Here is an 18,806-nt window from a genome sequence, read left to right as displayed (position 1 = left end):
AAGAACTGTTACCAGAAATTGGTTTAGTCGTTGCAGAAGGCAAGGCAGCAGGGTTAAATCGAGAAGAACTTTTGCTGGATCTAGCGCAGATTCCAGGGGTCTACGTGCCGCGATTTTACGATCTGGCAATGGATGGTTCCATTCACCCCAATTGTCCAGACGTTCCAGAGAAAATCATTCGGCGCGTTGCTACGCCCATACCAGCGTATTCTACAGGCTTAGTTCCCTACGTCGAGACTGTCCACGACCGCCTCACGATCGAAATTCGGCGCGGTTGTACTCGCGGCTGTCGCTTTTGCCAACCAGGAATGCTCACTCGTCCCGCACGGGACGTAGAACCGGAGCAGGTTGTCGAGGCGATCGAAACGGGAATGAGGGCAACGGGATACAATGAATTTTCTCTACTTTCCCTCAGTTGTTCCGACTATTTATCCCTTCCTGCCGTAGGAATGGAGATTAAAAATCGCCTACAAAACGAAAATATTTCCCTTTCGCTTCCCAGTCAGCGAGTAGACCGTTTTGATGAAAATATCGCAAATATTTTGGGCGGTTATCGCCAAAGCGGGTTGACCTTTGCCCCAGAAGCTGGAACCCAACGGATGCGAGATATTGTAAATAAGGGCTTGACGAATGAAGAATTATTGCGAGGCGTAAAAACAGCTTGGGAACAAGGCTGGAACAAGATCAAGCTCTACTTCATGATTGGATTGCCTGGGGAAACAGATGTCGATGTGTTGGGGATCGCGGAAACTGTCGCATGGCTACAACGGGAATGTCGCGATCGCAGTCGAAAACCTTTGGCATTCAATTTAACAATTTCCAACTTTACACCCAAACCCCACACCCCGTTTCAATGGCATTCTGTTTCTACAGGGGAATTCCAGCGCAAGCAAGAATTATTACGCCAAGAGTTTCGGCACATGAGAGGGGTCAAAGTTAATTTTACCGACGTGCGGATCTCGGCAATGGAAGACTTCATCGGACGAGGCGATCGCCGTTTATCCGTCGTATTGCGTCGTGCTTGGGAACTGGGTGCGGGAATGGACTCGTGGTACGACAGCGTAGAGAGAGCGTATAACGCTTGGGGACAAGCGATCGCCGAATCCGGCTTAACCTGGAAGTATCGTCAAGTCGAGCAAGGTGAGTGGAATTTGATGCAAGGGAGCAGGGAGCAGGGAGCGGGGAGCAGGGGAGCAGAGGGGTATGAGGGAGACAATTCAATTCACCATTCACCATTCGCAATTCACAACTCATCGATCGCACCCCACACCCTACACCCCACTCCCGACTCCCTAGATCGCCCTTTGCCTTGGGATCGCATCGACACTGGGATCGAGAAAAAGTGGCTCAAGGAAGATCTGCAACGCGCTATGGAGGCTGCAACCGTCCCCGATTGCTCTTTTGATGGTTGTTCTCACTGCGGCGTTTGTGGAATCGATTTCGGTCACAACATTGTCATCGAACCACTACCAATTCCCCAATTTGCCGGACAGTACGTTCCTAACAATACTAAAGTTCAAAGACTGCGACTCCGGTTTGGCAAGCTGGGAGATATGGCGCTAGTGAGCCATCTCGACTTGATGCGCCTGTTCGATCGCGCCGTCCGACGAGCCGCATTGCCCGTATCCTTTACAGCCGGATTTAGCCCCAGCCCGAGGATTTCTGTAGCGCTGGCTCTTCCTTTGGGAGTAACGAGTAGTGGAGAGATTGTCGATTTTGAACTAACTCAAATCGTCGAGCCAGCAGTTTTTCGGCAACAACTGAGCAGTCAGTTACCAACAGACATACCTATATACGATGCGATCGCGCTCGATTTAAAAGCACCTGCAGCAATGAAGACTCTAACGGGAGCAGAGTACATCCTGACAATAGCGACAACTCAAACGACAACACCGACACAACGGCAGGAATGGATAGAAAATATTAAGAATTCAACCGAAATTTGGTGGGAGCAGACGACAAAATCCAAGAAAACTTATCAGGTGAACTTGCGCGATCGCCTATTTGAATTAGAATTAGTTTCACCACACAACCCAGATACAGGAGAACCAGACAATAGCTTTAACTTGCGCTATACGGGTAGTTGCTCTCAAGACGGCAATCACTTGAAACCAGAACATGTCACGTTCATGCTAGAGCAAGTTGCCCGCCAAGAAATCCAACTGCTCCACATCCATCGCCAACAACTCATACTAGATAAGCAGTGGTAATTGTAGTTGCTCCCCTGCTCCCCTGCTCCCTGCTCCCTACTCCCTGCTCCCTAAAAGATTGCTTTTTCTCAAGCATGAGTTAAAATTGAGCTAACAGAAGTTTTCTAGCGCTGCATTGGATTTCCGATTCGCTCTCCCAAATGGGACAGTAGCGAAAATTATTGAGAAGCATCCACGATTCTTTTGCATAGCACTTGAAACGGAGCGGTCGTCTCATTAGTCGCTAAGAGCGTTTCTTGAAGCCAGTGACAGGCAAAACAGGCTTTTTAGGTGTCTGTGAATTAGGTGTCTGCGAACTAATATTGTGCTCCTGTCCGCAAATCAAGGATGGGAGTCAAGATTAAAACTACAAAAATGCTCGGTTCTCAGAGCAGACTTATGTATGCAGCAGTTTTGAAAACATTTTGTTATGCTTTTAAACTGCCAGCATCTTTAGATTTAGTTGCGATCGAGCGTGGTGAGCGCCACTATTATTTCCAGCAGCGCCTACCTTCAGTCAATCGAAGCGAGAGAGGAGACCTCAAAGCTTCTGATGCTGCGAATTTTTGAGGGAATTGAATGCCAAAACAAATTATCATAGCAGAGCAGCATCACATTGCTGCTGTTTTTTCAGAAGATCAAATTCAAGAACTCGTCGTTGCTACCGGACGACATCAAGTTGGTGATATTTACCTCGGTGTCGTAGAAAACGTTTTACCAGGTATAGATGCAGCTTTCGTAAACATTGGCGATTCAGAACGAAACGGTTTTATCCACGTTACCGATCTCGGACCATTAAAACTGAAACGGACTGCGGCAGCGATTACAGAACTACTCGCACCGCAGCAAAAAGTCTTAGTCCAGGTTATGAAAGAGCCGACGGGCAATAAAGGACCCAGGCTCACGGGTAATATCACTTTACCCAGTCGCTACGTAGTTTTGATGCCGTTTGGACGGGGAGTTAACTTATCGCAACGGATCAGAAATGAAAACGAACGCAACCGCTTGCGGGCTTTAGCAATTTTAATTAAACCTGCTGGCATGGGCTTGTTAATTCGTACCGAAGCCGAAGGCAAGCCAGAAGAAGCAATTATTGAAGACCTAGAGGCGATCCAAAAACAGTGGGAAGAGGTGTTACTGAAAGCGCAATCTACCCGCGCTCCCTCTTTACTTAACCGCGATGACGATTTTATTCAGCGCGTCTTGCGAGATATGTATGGTTCGGACGTAAATCGCATCGTGGTAGACTCTGCTACCGGACTCAAGCGGGTCAAGCAATACTTGATGAACTGGGGTGGCGGACAGCCGCCTCAAGGGTTGTTGATCGACCACCATCGCGATCGCATTCCCATTTTGGAATATTTCCGCATCAATGCCGCAATTCGCGAAGCCCTCAAACCGCGAGTTGAGTTGCCTTCTGGCGGTTATATCATCATTCAACCGACGGAGGCATTAACAGTCATTGACGTAAACTCTGGTTCCTTCACTCGTTCCGCTACGGCAAGAGAAACCGTACTGTGGACGAACTGCGAAGCGGCAACAGAAATTGCCCGACAGTTGCGCTTGCGTAACCTGGCAGGGGTGATCGTGGTAGATTTCATTGATATGGAATCGCGCCGCGACCAGTTACAAGTCTTAGAGCATTTTAATAAAGCCTTAAGAGCGGACAAAGCCAGACCGCAAATTGCCCAACTATCAGAATTGGGTTTAGTCGAACTGACCCGCAAACGCCAAGGTCAAAATATTTACGAACTCTTTGGGCGCACCTGTCCTACATGCGGCGGCTTAGGACATGTCGTACACCTGCCAGGAGAATCGGAAGAACGCGAAGTATCAATGCCACCAGCAGCACGAGAACCCGAATGGTCAGCCCCACAGCCAGCACGGGACTCATACCGCGTCATGCCCAACCCTCGGTCAGTAGAACCCCGCGATAGTAGTAGTAGTAGTAGTAGTAGTTGGGGATTGGAAGCAGAAAGTGTTAGTAATGACTTCGATAGCGATCGCCAAGACTTAATGCCGATCAACCATCCCAATTATCAAGAAATTGGCGACGCGGGGAATAATCGGCGGCGGCGGCGGCGGCGCATCGGCGAGGGAGGCTATAAAGAAGAAAATCCACGGGCAGCGGCTAATTCACTGACCCTGCTCAACGACCGAGATACAGATCCAGAAGTAGAATCGGAAGGAGCAATTGCCGCTGAAGTTTCCTATGGCGATCGCCGCGATGCCGCAGGCGGAACGCTAAGTCGCGACCATCGCGGCTGGGTAGAAAAACCAGAGCGGTCTAAACCCATAAAGCCGGAACCCGTCAAAGTCGCGATCGATCCACCAGAAACAATTGTGGTGGAAATGACACCCGAGGAACAGGAAATTTACGCCGTCATGGGCGTATCGCCCATAGTACGCTTAGACAGGGAAGTGAAAAATCCCAAATCTGCGATCGTGCAAGTCGTTTTGCCTGGGCAAGCACCTCCTTTGCCTCAAAGTGAAAATGGCACAACGTCCGATTCAGAAGTATCTACCATTAACATTGACAGCGTGGCTGCTGCCGATACTCCGGTTATAGCTGCAATTCCTGAAAACACTGAATTGGAACTACCAGCGATAGAAGACAGCGAATCCGATCGCAAAACTCCAGTCCGTCGCCGTCGCCGTCGTTCTTCGGCAGATGGTGACGAGTAGATTCTGTGTAAAGATCTCTCCAACCCCTCTTCAAAAGGGGGGCTTGTGAATAGTGTAGGGTGGGCGATGCCCACCTACTTTTTTCGATTGACTATTATGCCTAAGTCATCGTCCATTCAAAAACTGAAATCTAAAGTTCAAAAATCTAAAATTCAAAATGGCATTACCCAGGACTTTGACTCAGGTTTAAGCGATCGATACTCTATCCTCATAGCTGGAGTGGATGAAGTAGGCAGAGGTGCTTTATTTGGTCCAGTGGTAGCAGCGGCAGTAGTTTTACCTCCATCAGCCTTGGAGGAATTAGTAGCAGCTCAGATTAGAGATAGCAAAAAACTATCGCGCGATCGCCGTTTGAAATTAGCAGCCCATATTTGTCAGGTAGCACTTGATTGGCGGATTGGTTTTGCAACCTCTGCCGAAATCGATCGCATTAATATCTTGCAAGCATCGTTACTAGCCATGAAACGGGCAGTCCTGAAACTGAAAATTCAGCCCGAACTATGCTTAGTCGATGGCAGACAACCCATTAAAGATTTATTTATACCGCAACAGGCGATCGTGAAAGGAGACGAGCAATCTTTGGCGATCGCTTCTGCTAGTATCGTCGCTAAAGTGTGGCGCGATGCCCTAATTACTCGCCTTGCAGTCAAATATCCCCAGTACGATTTAGTCACAAATAAAGGATACGGAACTCAGCGACACATCGAGGGATTGCATCAACACGGTCCCTGTCGCTTGCATCGGCTGTCTTTTCGTCCCTGTCAAGTGAGGGAATAGGGAGCACACGAGCAGGGAGTAGTGAAGAGGTTTCGGCAGCCAGTGGCTAGTTAACTACCTCAAGCCTCACTCACTGGTAACTGGTAACTGGTAACTGGTAACTGATTTTGATTGTCGTTCACCCAACTGCGGTAGTCGGTCAAAAGTTGATGTAGCAAGCGTTGCTTAATCGTCACCAACACGCTTTTGAGTAAGCCATTGCCAGTAGTCTCAACAATTGATTGGGGTGTCATATTTAAAGGAAAAGGCAGTTCAACCTTTACCTCTAGATCGGCTTTACCTTTAAGCAGAGTAATATTCTGGTGTTGATAAGGAGATAAATGACCGCACAGATTTAACTCAAATCGTTGGTTAATGTAATCTAATCCTAAAATTTCACAAGCAACCGATCGCAAATTCACCGTACCGTTCGGTTCTGTCCACACTTTCAAGTCTGCGGTTGGTTGAATGTTCAGGGTCATAAATGAGAGCGGACGGATCTTCAACCGAAAGCTTTCACAATCTAACTGCTCGATCCGGCTGGGGTCTACCAGAGCTTTTACCAAACGTTGAGGTTGACGCAGGTAGTGTTGGATCGGTACAGGTTGTTCTGGGACAACAATTTCAACAGACTGAGAGGCGGTGAACCGAGTATACATGGGTTGCAATGTTGCTTATAGAGAGAATTTATAGTTTCTTTAAGCCCATGAGTTCATCCTACTGGAATTCAGTCCAAAAGATGAACGAATCATGAAGGTAATCTTTACACTTGTTAATGATTATAAAGTACTATGAAGCTCTTTGCTCAAATTCAGTGGTCACTGGTCACTGGTCACTGGTCACTGGTCACTGGTCACTGATAACTGCTCCCCCCTGCTCCTTGCTATATTGAGTTATGACTTTTAGCGGCGCTAGCAGGCGAACATGACCGTATCGATTGCCCATTTGGGACCTAGTGGCACTTATTCCGAACAAGCTGCGATCGCCTATCGCGATCGATTGCAACAGGAAGGACAAGAGGCAGCCTTGCATCCCTACCCCAGCATTCCTCAAACTCTCAAGGCTGTGGCGCAAGGAGAAGCACAGATTGCTGTCGTACCAGTCGAGAATTCGATTGAGGGCAGTGTTGCCGTCACTCTAGATATGATGTGGCTGTTGGATACTCTACAAATTCAACTAGCTTTAGTCTTGCCAATTGCCCATGTTTTGCTTTCTCACGCTCAAACTCTGGATACGCTGCAAGTCGTCTATTCTCATCCTCAAGCACTGGCACAGTGTCAGTTGTGGTTCACACAATTTTTGCCACATGTCAAATTGATTCCGACAAATTCTACAACTGAGGCATTACAGCACTTAGAACGGGAGAAAACTGCGGGGGCAATATCTTCTCTACGGGCAGCAAAACTTTATAACTTACCCGTTTTAGCTAGTGGTATCTCTGACTATCCCGATAATTGCACGCGGTTTTGGGTACTCAGTCGTCAGTCCTCGACCGTAGGCAGTCACACGTCTATAGCTTTTAGTTTACCTGCCAACGTTCCTGGTGCATTGGTAAAACCGCTTCAGGTATTTGCCCAAAGAAATATCAATCTCAGCCGGATTGAGTCTCGTCCGACTAAGCGATCGCTAGGCGAATATCTCTATTTTATTGACTTAGAAGGCGACTCTCATAACAGTGCCGTGGAGTCAGCTTTAACAGAATTAGTCGCACATACGGAAATCTTAAAGAATTTTGGTAGCTACACAGTCGTGCTGCTCAACCAAGACAACTACGCAGGATGAATAGAGGATAGCAATTTTTCACAAGTATGGCGTTCGCTTTCATATTTGTGGCGATCGCATTGCAATACTTAGAAACATTAGCACTAGCGATCCACTGATATGAGATCCTAAAAAATAGAAAACGCGATTAATAATGATTTAAGAAAATGGCACAACAGCAATCGACCGTTGTTATTACAGGAACTTCTTCGGGTGTTGGTTTGTATGCAGCAAAAGCCTTCGCTAAACGAGGTTGGTATGTCGTTATGGGATGTCGAGACATTCCCAAAACAAAAGCTGCGGCTCAGAGTGTCAGCATACCGGAAGATAGCTACACGGTCATCCATCTGGACTTAGCTAGCTTAGAGAGCGTGCGACAGTTTGTCAAAGACTTGCGGGCAACAGGCAGACACCTAGATGCTCTGGTGTGCAATGCAGCAATCTATATGCCCTTACTCAAGGAACCATTACGCAGCCCAGAAGGATATGAGTTAAACGTTGCTACCAATCACCTCGGTCATTTTCTCCTATGCAACCTCATGTTAGAGGATTTGAAGAATTCGCCAGCTGCGGATAAAAGGCTCGTTATTTTGGGAACCGTAACCCACAATCCAGACGAACTGGGTGGGAAGATTCCACCGCGTCCAGATTTAGGGAATTTAGATGGTTTTGCAGCTGGATTTAAAGCACCAATTTCGATGATTGACGGCAAGAAATTTGAACCTGTCAAAGCTTACAAAGATAGTAAAGTGTGTAACGTGTTGACAATGCGGGAACTGCACCGTCGCTATCATGACTCGACAGGAATTACTTTTACATCTCTTTATCCTGGTTGCGTTGCCGATACACCACTGTTCCGCAACCACTATCCGCTGTTTCAAAAACTCTTCCCATTGTTCCAGAAGCATATTACTGGAGGATATGTATCTCAGGAGTTGGCTGGCGAACGGGTAGCTGCTGTAGTTATCGATCCTGAGTACAAGCAATCTGGTGCTTATTGGAGTTGGGGAAATCGTCAGAAGAAAGATGGTCAGTCCTTCGTGCAAAAAGTTTCGCCCCAAGCCCGCGATGATGAAAAAGCAAGAAAAATGTGGGATTTGAGCGAGAAGTTAGTAGGAATCGGGGTTCCCGTGTAGGCTATAGCTTTCTAAAATTGAGCTAAATTTTCAATGCGATCGCCTGTCTTTTTAAGGATGGGCGATCGCTATTTTAATACTCGCGGACAGTCTAGCAATCTGGTGTGCTGTTCGTGAAATCAATCTTTTCTCTGAGCTATACTTCACCCAGCGCGATCGGTACATCAAGGAAAGCGAAATGCTTGGATACATTCGTACAGACGATGATAAATATCTATTAACTATTGACGGAGTAGTTATAGCTTCTCAAGCGGCAGAGGTTGCTACTTCTTATTTTAGAGATTTGTCTGTAGATTTATGGACTCCGGAGCTATGCGAACATATTATCTTACTATCGGCTGAAGAAATTCTCAACGATAGCTTTGATTATGTTAGATTTCACCAGTCCTTTTTTTGGAAAAATGATTTTGAGAGTTTTTCTATAGATTGGATTTCAGTATCTCATAATGGCGATAGCAATTTTCAGTTAGCAATTTGGTTTACCTTTGATGTCAATAATTGGAAACAACCTTGGAGCATGTATGAGTATATGGAGGAATTTAAACTAGTATTCGATCGTCAAGATTTTACAAATGCTAAATGTTGTTGGCTAGAAAAGGATGGAGACACTATACACGTTAGAGATGGTTATTCAATCTCTTTTGATATCAAAGAGCCGTTTGCTCCTATTGAAATAGAAATTGAACGAGCTTTATCAATTCTAAATGAAGTTCATAAGCAAGCTATATATAATCTCTCGTCAATGGCATATTCTAACGCTGTAACGGTATAATTTAATTTTCCCGAAGAAGTTAAGAGCGCCTGCAAACAATATTTGATGTACTTTACTCAATTTCTTCGTGACGTTGGGATAGACGCTACTGATGAACTTAAAGAACAAGCAGATAGCGTTTTGTTTTCAGTGACACCAAGGAATCAAGAAGAAGCTTTAGAACATATTAAAATAGCACTAGAGATATATTTGCGTCTCCCCTCCAATCCGACTGTAAGCTCTTCTGGATATTTGGGAGCTGATATAGAAGTACAACGACTAGTTGCTAATATTCATCACTTGCAAGGTCAACTAGCACTTGCTAGCGCAATAATACAACAAAAAGATCTACTCATTCAGCAACAAAAAACTATCATAAAATCGGGAGAAGTTTTGATTCAATCTATTCAAAAAAGTGAAAAAAAAGAAGATAAAGAGCCACTTTTAGGAAAGGTTTTGTCAGTCAAAAAATTAGAATTATGGAAAACTCTAGAACTTGATGTTCCTACTTTGCTGAGATACTTAAAACAATACTTTAAGAACGAAAAATAGATGAATTTGCCGATCGAGTAGGAAACTACTTTTTGCATTCTTCTTCGCGTCTTTGCGTCTTTGCGCGAAACAAAACTACATCTTTTGATTTTTCGCAAGGTTAGAGTAGGTATGCTGATGGAGTTTGCATTATCGTCGATTTAACGGAAATGCTAGCAGTATATCCAATCGCCTCTCCTCACTCTCGAAGTAACCAAAACACGCAATCGCATTTGCCAAAGAGCGTAGCTGTAGGGGAAGTCGTCGAGGTAACGAGCTGATAATCAAAAAGCATGGAGAAACTCAAGCAAACCGAGTAGCGATCGCACCTCATGGCTCGATAGGATGTTATTGGAACCTATTGCCTGTTTTGATGTCAATGACCGAGCAACGCGATCGCGAATTGCCCTCGTCCGACCGAATCACACATGAGACAGTTAAAGAGTCTCAGGGTGAGGGAATTGGTGCTGTCTGGAACCAAACAACAGCAAAGATAATGCAACTTCTGCCTGTAGATCGAGCAGCACAAACGATAGTCAACTGGTTCAGCGTCAGCGATGAACGAGTCGCGGAGATTTTAGCAACGGTACGCGCTGAATTACCTACAACAGAAGCTTTACTCATTGGCAAACCCCAGGCGGGAAAAAGTTCGATCGTGCGCGGCTTAACCGGAGTTTCAGCCGAAATCGTCGGGCAAGGATTTCGCCCTCATACGCAACATACCCAACGCTATGCCTATCCGACTAACGACCTGCCGCTACTAATCTTTACCGATACAGTGGGATTGGGAGATGTAAATCGAGAGACGCAAGCGATCGCCCAAGAACTGATTGGCGATCTGCAACAAGCTAGCCATTGCGCTAGAGTCCTGATTCTCACGGTAAAAATTAACGATTTTGCTACCGATAGCTTAAAACAAATTGCGCAAACGTTGCGCCAGAAATATCCAGATATACCCTGCTTGCTAGCTGTCAGTTGCTTGCATGAAGTTTATCCTACAGGGACAGCCGATCACCCAGACTATCCACCTCAATTTGATATCGTAACTCGCGCCTTTAGTGCCATTCAACAGAACTTTAGCGGCTTGTACGATCGCGCCGTTCTTATCGACTTTACCTTAGAAGAAGATGGCTATAACCCAGTATTCTACGGCTTAGAAGCCTTGAGAGATACGTTAGCCGATTTGCTCCCAGAAGCCGAAGCCAGGGCAATTTATCAGTTATTGGACGAAAAAGCAGGTCAGCAAATTGGCAACCTCTATCGGGACGTGGGACGGCGCTACATGCTTGCCTTTGCGATCGCCGCCGCTACTTTAGCAGCCGTACCTTTACCCTTTGCTACCATGCCCGTACTCACAGCCGTACAGGTATCGATGGTTAGCCTCTTAGGGAAATTATACGGACAAACACTAACCCCGTCGCAAGCAGGGGGCGTAGTCAGCGCGATCGCAGGGGGTTTCTTGGCACAGGCAATCGGGCGAGAATTGATTAAATTCATTCCTGGGTTTGGTAGCGTCATCGCTGCTTCTTGGGCTGCTGCATATACATGGGCGCTAGGAGAGGGGGCTTGTGTTTACTTTGGTGACTTGATGGGAGGCAAAAAGCCCGATCCGCAGCAAATTCAAGCCGTGATGCGATCGGCGTTTCAATCAGCACAAGAACGATTTAAAGGAATTAAACGTTAAGAAACCAAAAATATTGCTAATTCTTCAGTAGAGCGGATGTTTGATGTACCGGTTCGGTGCAGCATAGATAGTATTATGCAATGCAGTAGTCTTTGAGGCAGAAGAGGATGGTATCTACTTTAAATGAAGCCCTAGAATTTATCGCAAATTACGTGCCACCGAAATCTCCCGATGGTCGTGTTGCTTATCCAATATTGGAAGACGGTCTGAGTTACGCAGAAATTAAGCAAAAGCTGAAAGATTTACCCTTTGACTTACCCACAGAAGTTTACGAATTATATCAATGGAGTGATGGCGGCTTTTTAGGCAACTTACCATATCCAAATCGAAGCGATCGCAGCGAATACGCTAAAATTGACAAATTTATCTCTTTAGGGAGGGCTGTGTCTCTTGCGAGAGAGTGGGGGAATGGTGATTTTCCTCTATTTGAATACGAAGATGGAGATATTTGTTTTACCGTTGGTTCTCAAGTCAAGCAAAAAGTTGCTCCTATCTTTTGTCGCCATAAATCTTCAGTTGCAGAGCAACCGAAATACGATAGCTTGACGACTATGATGGTGAAGCTGGTAGAAGGAATCCAATCGGAAATGAGTCGGAGATAAGCAAACTAATTTACTCTCTATCAATTGGAGTTTGAGCAGGTTTTACATTGTTGCAAAACTCCTATTAAATTTTATTTAAAATTAAAACAAATATATTTTAGTTATGAGTTGAATCGCAAATGGAAACGCGGATAAGAAAAATTGACTTTTAGCAGATATAGCAGAGAGCGGATAGATTAGGACATTTCAACTGTCTACAAGCAAGATTAGCCAAGTCTTTTTCCTCTGCTCCCTACTCCCTACTCCCTGCTCCCTGCTCCCTGCTATATATCTACTTAGCAATTTTATTTGCGCCTACTCTATGAGTATGCTGCGCGTATGCGTCTTTGCATGACATACAATTTTTATTTTGTCTGAAAAATGTTTTGTACCATTTTCTTATCCGTACTTGCCGCAGCGCGATCGAGTGCGATAACTTCACTAGCATCCAATCGCCAACCCAAAATACCAATATTCTCCTTTGCTTGTGCTACAGTTTTCGCTCCAGGAATTGGAATAGTTCCTTTACACATACACCAATTAATTGCAACTTGAGACATAGTTTTACTTCTCAAACTTGCGATCTCTTGCAAGCACCCTAACAACGGGCGAATTCCTGGTAATAGCTGCCGAAATAATAAACCGCGAATTCCTTTGGGAAATGAACTTTTCTCAGTATACTTTCCAGTCAAGATTCCCAAAGCCAAGGGACTATAAGCAATTAATTTGATTCCCAATTCGTCGCATACATCTTTAATACCTAATTGGGTAACAGGATAGGTAGATAGCAATGAATACTGAACTTGTAGCGTAGCGATCGGAACGCCGCGATCGCGCAACTTTTTATAGACTTGTTTCAGCCGTTGAGAACCATAATTTGATAAACCGACTCCCTTAACTAACCCTTGTTCGTATAAGTCGGCAAGACCATCCAACAGCACCCACTCTTGCCAAGGAGCATAATTAGCTGTAGACCAATGCATTTGCACCAAATCGACATTTCTACCCAAACGTCGCGCTGAAGCTTTGCCAGCCTTGACCATCGATTGACGGGTCAATCTCCAGGGATAAGCGGCTAGTTTAGTGGCAATACAAATATTTTCTTTCTCAATTCCCTGATATTCTCTAGTAAATTGTCCCAACAACTTCTCGCTGCGTCCGTTTAAGCGCCCAGTACCGTATGAATCACCCGTATCGAATAAAGTTACGCCGTTGCTAACACAGAGATCGAAAACCGCTTGCAACTGGTCGTCCATGCTTTCATCGTAGCCCCAGAGCAAGCGATTACCCCATGCCCACGTACCGCAGCCCATTTCTGGAAGGCAAAGTTGGCTGGTAGTTTGCATACTTTTCTATCCTAGTTTGAGATTTTAGATCCCCCCAACCCCCCTTAGAAAGGGGGGCATAAATATATTTCAAAGTCTCTCCGTAGAAAGGGAGGCATAAATATCTTGCAAAGTCCCCCTTTTTAAGGGGGATTTATGGGGATCTTCTTATTTCGCGATCGCTTCTTGCAACCGTTTTTTATCCAATTCTTTCTGGTGCAAAATTAACCACGATTCAACGAGATCGGGACCGTGCAAGTCGCCAGTGAGGGCAGCACGGAGCGATCGCATCACCAAGCCTTTTTTGACGTTTTGCTCCTTCATCACCTGTTTAACGATCTCCTGGGTGCGCTCTGCGGTTAATTCAGCCGTACCATCCAGGGCAGCGATAATGCCTTGAACGACAGCATCAGCCCCGGCTTGATTCAGTTGTTCGGTTGCTTCCTGACTGAACTCCACCGACTTAACGAAGAACAACCGACACATATCCACAGCATCCGGTAACCGCGTCAGACTCGCACCCACAAGGGCTGTAATTTTTTCCAACCAAGGGCGTTCTCCCACCGGATTGAATTCGTATCCTGCCTCTTGCCAGTAGGGTATCAGCAGATCGGTTAACTTATCCACAGGCATATGATGCAAGTATTGGCTGTTAATCCAATCTAGTTTTGCCCAATCAAATTTTGCCCCAGCCTTATTCACTCGCTCAAAACTAAATAGCTTTGCCGCTTCTTCTAGAGTAAAGATTTCTTGGGTAGAATCTGGTGGCGACCAGCCTAATAATGTCATGTAATTGACGATCGCCTCTGCCACAAAACCCATTTTTTTAAAGTCAGAAATGGATGTTACCCCATCTCGCTTAGAAAGTTTCTGCCCTGTCATATTCAAAATTAAGGGCGTATGGGCAAATTCTGGTATGGCTGTGCCGAAAGCCTCATAGAGCAGAATTTGTTTGGCTGTATTGGCGATGTGGTCTTCACCGCGAATCACATGGGTAATGTTCATATCCATGTCATCCACGACAACAGCAAAGTTGTACAGGGGTTGACCGATGCTACTATCTTCCGAACGACGAGCAATCACCATATCGCCGCCCAAGTCACTTCCTCGCCAGCGCATCTCTCCCCGTACCAGATCGTGCCAAACAATTTCGCGATCGTCATCAATCTTAAATCGAATTACAGGATGACGACCTTCACCCGTAAAAGCTGCTTCTTGTTCTGGGGTTAAATTTCGGTGGCGGTTATCGTAGCGGGGTGCTCCGTTTCTGGCTTTCTGCGCCGCCCGCATTTCTTCCAATTCTGCCTCGGTGGTATAACAGCGATATGCCAAGCCTTTATCGAGTAAGTCTTGTACTCGTTGTTTGTAGATATCTAGACGATCTGACTGAAATATGGGACCTTCATCCCAGTGCATACCGAGCCAGTTTAAACCGTCGAGAATATTTTGAGTATATTCAGGGCGCGATCGCTCCGTATCCGTGTCCTCAACCCGTAAAATAAACTGTCCCCCATGATGGCGGGCAAACAGCCAATTAAATACTGCGGTTCTTGCTGTACCGATGTGTAAGTTACCAGTGGGACTGGGAGCAATACGAACGCGAATCATAGATCCAGGTGATTTAGGTTAAACCAATACAGAGGCGTTACATTGAACGTCTCTATATCAATACATTTTAACGGGACTGACGGGGCTCGAACCCGCAACTTCCGCCGTGACAGGGCGGTGCTCTAACCAATTGAACTACAGTCCCTTAGTCGGACGATTTATCATCATGCCACGTCTATTCTAGCTTGTCAAGCACTGCAGTGAATTTTTTTTCAGAGGGAGCGATCGCTTGCGGTAACTTAACTGAGATCTTGCACCGATTGCAACGTCCGCCTGTGAATCAATTCACAGTCTCATAGCCTAAGTCGGATAAATCCGGCTGCAAGATCGATCGCTTTTAGTCTACTTTAGTAGACTTTTGCTATTAGCCTTGAACTTAAGTTCAAGGTGAGTCTGGATACCAATTGATAATGCTACAAGATCTGCATTAACCATTCATCTGCTGAAGAATCTTCATTGTCTCGACGCTTACCGTACAGACTCTTTGCAGTAAGTCGATGACTTGCGGTTTATAATCTGCAAAGCGGTAGGTATTGAATTTCTCAGCAATAGTTGGATCTTTAGGCTTCTTTTCTTTATATTGATCCAAAATCCATTCTATGGCGGAACGGTTGCCTAAAAGATATTCCCAAGCAATTTTAGGTACGCCTTCTAGGGTAGTATTTTCATCTAGAATGAGACTTCCTTTGGTTTTGTCTGCTTTCAATTTTGGCTTGGGTGTACGTGTATTGTCTCCGCAGGGGATATCGATTTGTTTTAAAGGATAAAGTTCGACGGTTTCATAATTGATATGTAAATCCATCAGATGTTTACCCCAACTCACCCATCTATGAAAGTCTTCGTAGAAAGGTAAGCGCGGAAATTCTCGTTTGAGGTTGAGTTCGTATTTTTTCCGATAGTCAGGATTGTGTAATACAGCGTAGGTATAGTGAAAAATATCGAGTTTGGTAATTACCAAGTCGTTGTAATGAGTTTGGAATTGTTCTAATCCCCAGTCAGTAATGTTGTCAATGCGATTTCCTTCTTTATCGTAGCGGTAGAGAGGAAGACATTGAGAATCACCTGTAAGATGCAAATCGATAATTGTGTTGCTGGCTAAGCAGTGAAATGGCTTAATACTTCCAATTGCTGAAAAAGCTATATATTTATTATTTTTATCGTTTTTATTAAAAATATCAAGCCATTGATAAATCATTCCGTTAAAATGCCTATCAAAATATAGATTTGTTTTAATAAAAGGTCTATACGTACTTTGCTGTATATATTGAGTATCAAACTTTTTATTTATACGCCGCTCTAAATATTTTGTAAGTTCTCTATCCCACTTAATATCTAATTTCTTTTCGGTTAAACCAATAAGCTTATTTCTATAGACTTCCACGAAATAAGTCATTTTTTCGGTTAGCAACTGAGATGAAAAGTCATATACCCATTCATCTCGCTGAGTTGCAATTCCTCTTGAAAAGACTTGAAATACTGCTTGCTGTGCTTTTCCGGTTTTTACATCTTTGTCCATTAAAGGTATTAAATCATCAAAATCATTCTCAACCTGGTTAATCCAGGTATAATTTTTGTCTGGAATAATATGTTCAAAGTCAAAATCTTGAAAATTATTAGTAGTAAGATAGTTGATTTTATTTTCTCTTAATTCATGCTCGTGAAAGGGATTAAAATAAAATATTTTGCTTTCCTTGACTTTAGCATCTCTGACAAGAAAACCTATAGTGATACCTGTCATAGCACTTGTACCAAAGATAGTGTGTTTTTCAGAAATAAATATTCCGTTTTTTCCTGAAATTGCTCTAACATTACCCCCTAAGTCAACAAAGTAAGCAAAAGAAAACTCATTTTGAATACATTTTCTTAAACCATCGAAGGCACGAGCATCTAAAAAGGAAGAATTCGTAATAAAACATACAATTCCATCTTTGATTCTATCTGTTGCCCAACGTAAAAACCGAGTATACATATCATATACAACAATCCGATTCTGAGCTTTGCTTTCTTTAATATAAGTATCTTTAATCCGTTTATCTATCGCCGTGTATGTGCGATTAGCATTATTCTGATTAAAATTTTCTTGTTTAGCATTGTAAGGAGGATTGCCAATAATTACAGAAATAGTTTTATCATTTTGACGCTTAATCCTTGCTGTATTTTCAACAGAAAGCGAAAACATGTCTAACTGCTTCTCATGAAAACTGGTATGCTCAAGCGTATCGACAAAACAGATATTATCGAACTCCTGATATTCACCCATTTTTTGCTTATAGGTAAACTCAATGTTCAAATTAGCAATGTAATATGGCAGAATCGCCAACTCATTGCAGTGAATTTCATTTTTATATTTGTATTCAAGTTTATTCTTAGGTAAATATTCAATCAACTCAGTAATGAAAGTACCCGTACCAGTAGCAGGATCGAGTATCTCAACATCTTTATCAGCTAGAATCTTGCCAAAATGTTTATGAGTTAAATAGTCTACACTTTCAATCATGAATCGAACGATTTCATTCGGCGTGTAGACAATTCCCAATCTGTCAGCAGCTTTAAGATTATATGCTTTGTAGAAATTCTCGTAAACAGCTTTTAAAAACTTCTGCTTTTCATGATGGTTGTAAATATTTGCCGCAGTTCTTCTAATTACGCCATAATAACGCTCAATTGTACCGAGCAAGTTTTTCTTCGTACCACCTGTAAAAAAGGTATCGATAACTCGCTGTAATTCCCGTGCAATATTGTTTTCTCTATGAAACTGCGATTCATTAAATATATTAATAAAAATATCTTCAGTCAAAATATGCTGAATCATCATTTCTCGCACATCTAACAACGTGACTTCAGGATTGATTGATTTTTTGCAAATCTCCCAAAAGTTATTTCTACACTCTCTAAATGCTGCATTACTTTCATTTTGCCGCTCAATTGTATCGCGTAGTGCATCTAGAATCTTTGGTAAATCTTGCTTAAAAGCTCCAATTGCAGTCCGAAAATCTTTGACTTCGGGACGAACGTAGTTAATAAATGCTGTAATAATCTTGTCTAATGCTTCTCCATCTTGCATGGGAACGCGCAAGATTTCATTACCACTCTGAATTAAAACTGCTGTTTGGGAATCTTCAAACAAAATATTGCTATCTGGATATCCTTTTTTAAGCTTTTTATCAATTTCTTCGTTTAGATTGTCAAATTGATCTTTACTTTCCCAGTAACCCCAATCCAAACGTAAAGCATCTTTTACCGTACCATCTGGACGTATGGCTTTACCCGTTCTAGTTTTATAATCTAATTCGGGAATCAGTTGAAATTCTCTTGGCTTACAGTATTCATTTAGTAAGTTTTGAAAAGCAAAGCGAATTGAAGTCTCTTTGCGCGAACCACCGTATTGAATTACTTTTTCTACTTCAGCATGATATTGACTAATTAATAGCCTAGACATAATTCAATTTATGAATTTTTCATGTCCAAGCTAGCCTGATGAAGATGAGGTAAGCTTCAGAAGGTTTGCCGATTTTTTTTAGAAAAGTGGAAAACCAGTATTGATGCAATAGTGCAATATTTCAGTAATAATGCGCTTGAAAATTTGATGGCATTAGACAAAAGTTTGAATTGAAGTCAATTCAGTAATTTTAACTACGCAAAAATTCAGGATGCATAGCTATACACCCTATACGTTGATGCACTATGTTGCTGTAATATTTGGGCGATCGCTATCTACAAACCGTACTGTATCGATATAAAATCGTAGGATTGCGATCGCTCATTTTTACTAATGACTTAGTAATAGAACTTGTCAGGG

Annotated in this window: 14 protein-coding genes and 1 tRNA gene; 10 read left to right on the top strand and 5 right to left on the bottom strand. The window is 43.6% G+C overall.

Going from position 1 to position 18,806, the window contains the following annotated elements; genetic code table 11:
* From ACRC32_RS01035 to ACRC32_RS01020, 4 genes are all read left to right on the top strand, one after another.
* Window positions 1–2,210, top strand: a 2,210-nt coding sequence (locus ACRC32_RS01035) for a TIGR03936 family radical SAM-associated protein (protein ID WP_438552235.1), incomplete at its 5' end; no start/stop codon positions are given.
* A gap of 378 nt (window positions 2,211–2,588) precedes the next feature.
* Entirely contained in the window at window positions 2,589–2,759 is a 171-nt protein-coding gene (locus ACRC32_RS01030) for a hypothetical protein (RefSeq protein WP_015156311.1), read from the top strand.
* A gap of 9 nt (window positions 2,760–2,768) precedes the next feature.
* Window positions 2,769–4,874, top strand: a complete 2,106-nt coding sequence (locus ACRC32_RS01025) for an Rne/Rng family ribonuclease (RefSeq protein ID WP_438552234.1) — start codon at window positions 2,769–2,771, stop codon at window positions 4,872–4,874.
* Between the two features lie 96 nt (window positions 4,875–4,970).
* Window positions 4,971–5,651: a ribonuclease HII gene (locus ACRC32_RS01020; protein ID WP_438552233.1), complete on the top strand. Its 681-nt coding sequence runs from the start codon at window positions 4,971–4,973 to the stop codon at window positions 5,649–5,651.
* A 59-nt stretch (window positions 5,652–5,710) separates the two neighbouring features.
* Here the strand turns inward: ACRC32_RS01020 and ACRC32_RS01015 are convergent, their stop codons facing one another.
* Complete coding sequence (locus ACRC32_RS01015) at window positions 5,711–6,289, bottom strand: DUF1997 domain-containing protein (RefSeq protein WP_438552232.1); 579 nt, start codon at window positions 6,287–6,289, stop codon at window positions 5,711–5,713.
* A 265-nt stretch (window positions 6,290–6,554) separates the two neighbouring features.
* Here ACRC32_RS01015 and pheA point away from each other — a divergent pair, with 265 nt between their 5' ends.
* From pheA to ACRC32_RS00985, 6 genes are all read left to right on the top strand, one after another.
* Window positions 6,555–7,412, top strand: a complete 858-nt coding sequence (gene pheA / locus ACRC32_RS01010; protein WP_438552231.1) for a prephenate dehydratase — start codon at window positions 6,555–6,557, stop codon at window positions 7,410–7,412.
* A 146-nt stretch (window positions 7,413–7,558) separates the two neighbouring features.
* Window positions 7,559–8,527, top strand: a complete 969-nt coding sequence (locus ACRC32_RS01005; RefSeq protein WP_438552230.1) for a protochlorophyllide reductase — start codon at window positions 7,559–7,561, stop codon at window positions 8,525–8,527.
* 178 nt (window positions 8,528–8,705) lie between these two features.
* The gene (locus ACRC32_RS01000; protein ID WP_438552229.1) at window positions 8,706–9,299 is read left to right on the top strand and encodes a hypothetical protein; all 594 of its coding nucleotides are present in this window, start codon (window positions 8,706–8,708) and stop codon (window positions 9,297–9,299) included.
* A gap of 45 nt (window positions 9,300–9,344) precedes the next feature.
* Window positions 9,345–9,830: a hypothetical protein gene (locus ACRC32_RS00995; protein ID WP_438552228.1), complete on the top strand. Its 486-nt coding sequence runs from the start codon at window positions 9,345–9,347 to the stop codon at window positions 9,828–9,830.
* Window positions 9,831–10,188: 358 nt separating this feature from the next.
* Window positions 10,189–11,493, top strand: coding sequence for a GTPase family protein (locus ACRC32_RS00990; RefSeq protein WP_438552227.1), 1,305 nt, complete (start codon window positions 10,189–10,191; stop codon window positions 11,491–11,493).
* Between the two features lie 107 nt (window positions 11,494–11,600).
* Window positions 11,601–12,095, top strand: coding sequence for a hypothetical protein (locus ACRC32_RS00985; protein ID WP_438552226.1), 495 nt, complete (start codon window positions 11,601–11,603; stop codon window positions 12,093–12,095).
* A 344-nt stretch (window positions 12,096–12,439) separates the two neighbouring features.
* On the opposite strand, the gene ACRC32_RS00980 is transcribed toward ACRC32_RS00985, so the two are convergent.
* The 4 genes from ACRC32_RS00980 to ACRC32_RS00965 form a co-directional block, all read right to left on the bottom strand.
* Window positions 12,440–13,420, bottom strand: a complete 981-nt coding sequence (locus ACRC32_RS00980; protein ID WP_438552225.1) for an aldo/keto reductase — start codon at window positions 13,418–13,420, stop codon at window positions 12,440–12,442.
* 147 nt (window positions 13,421–13,567) lie between these two features.
* Window positions 13,568–15,007, bottom strand: a complete 1,440-nt coding sequence (gene gltX / locus ACRC32_RS00975) for a glutamate--tRNA ligase (RefSeq protein ID WP_438552224.1) — start codon at window positions 15,005–15,007, stop codon at window positions 13,568–13,570.
* Window positions 15,008–15,078: 71 nt separating this feature from the next.
* Window positions 15,079–15,152: transfer RNA gene (locus tag ACRC32_RS00970), tRNA-Asp, on the bottom strand.
* Between the two features lie 282 nt (window positions 15,153–15,434).
* Window positions 15,435–18,446 (bottom strand): type ISP restriction/modification enzyme, encoded by a 3,012-nt coding sequence (locus ACRC32_RS00965; RefSeq protein ID WP_438552223.1) that lies wholly within the window; start codon window positions 18,444–18,446, stop codon window positions 15,435–15,437.
* Window positions 18,447–18,806 lie beyond the last annotated feature (360 nt).

The organism is Chroococcidiopsis sp., assembly GCF_051657925.1.
Taxonomy (GTDB): Bacteria; Cyanobacteriota; Cyanobacteriia; order Cyanobacteriales; family Chroococcidiopsidaceae; genus Chroococcidiopsis.
This window is presented reverse-complemented; position numbering and strand designations above follow the sequence as displayed.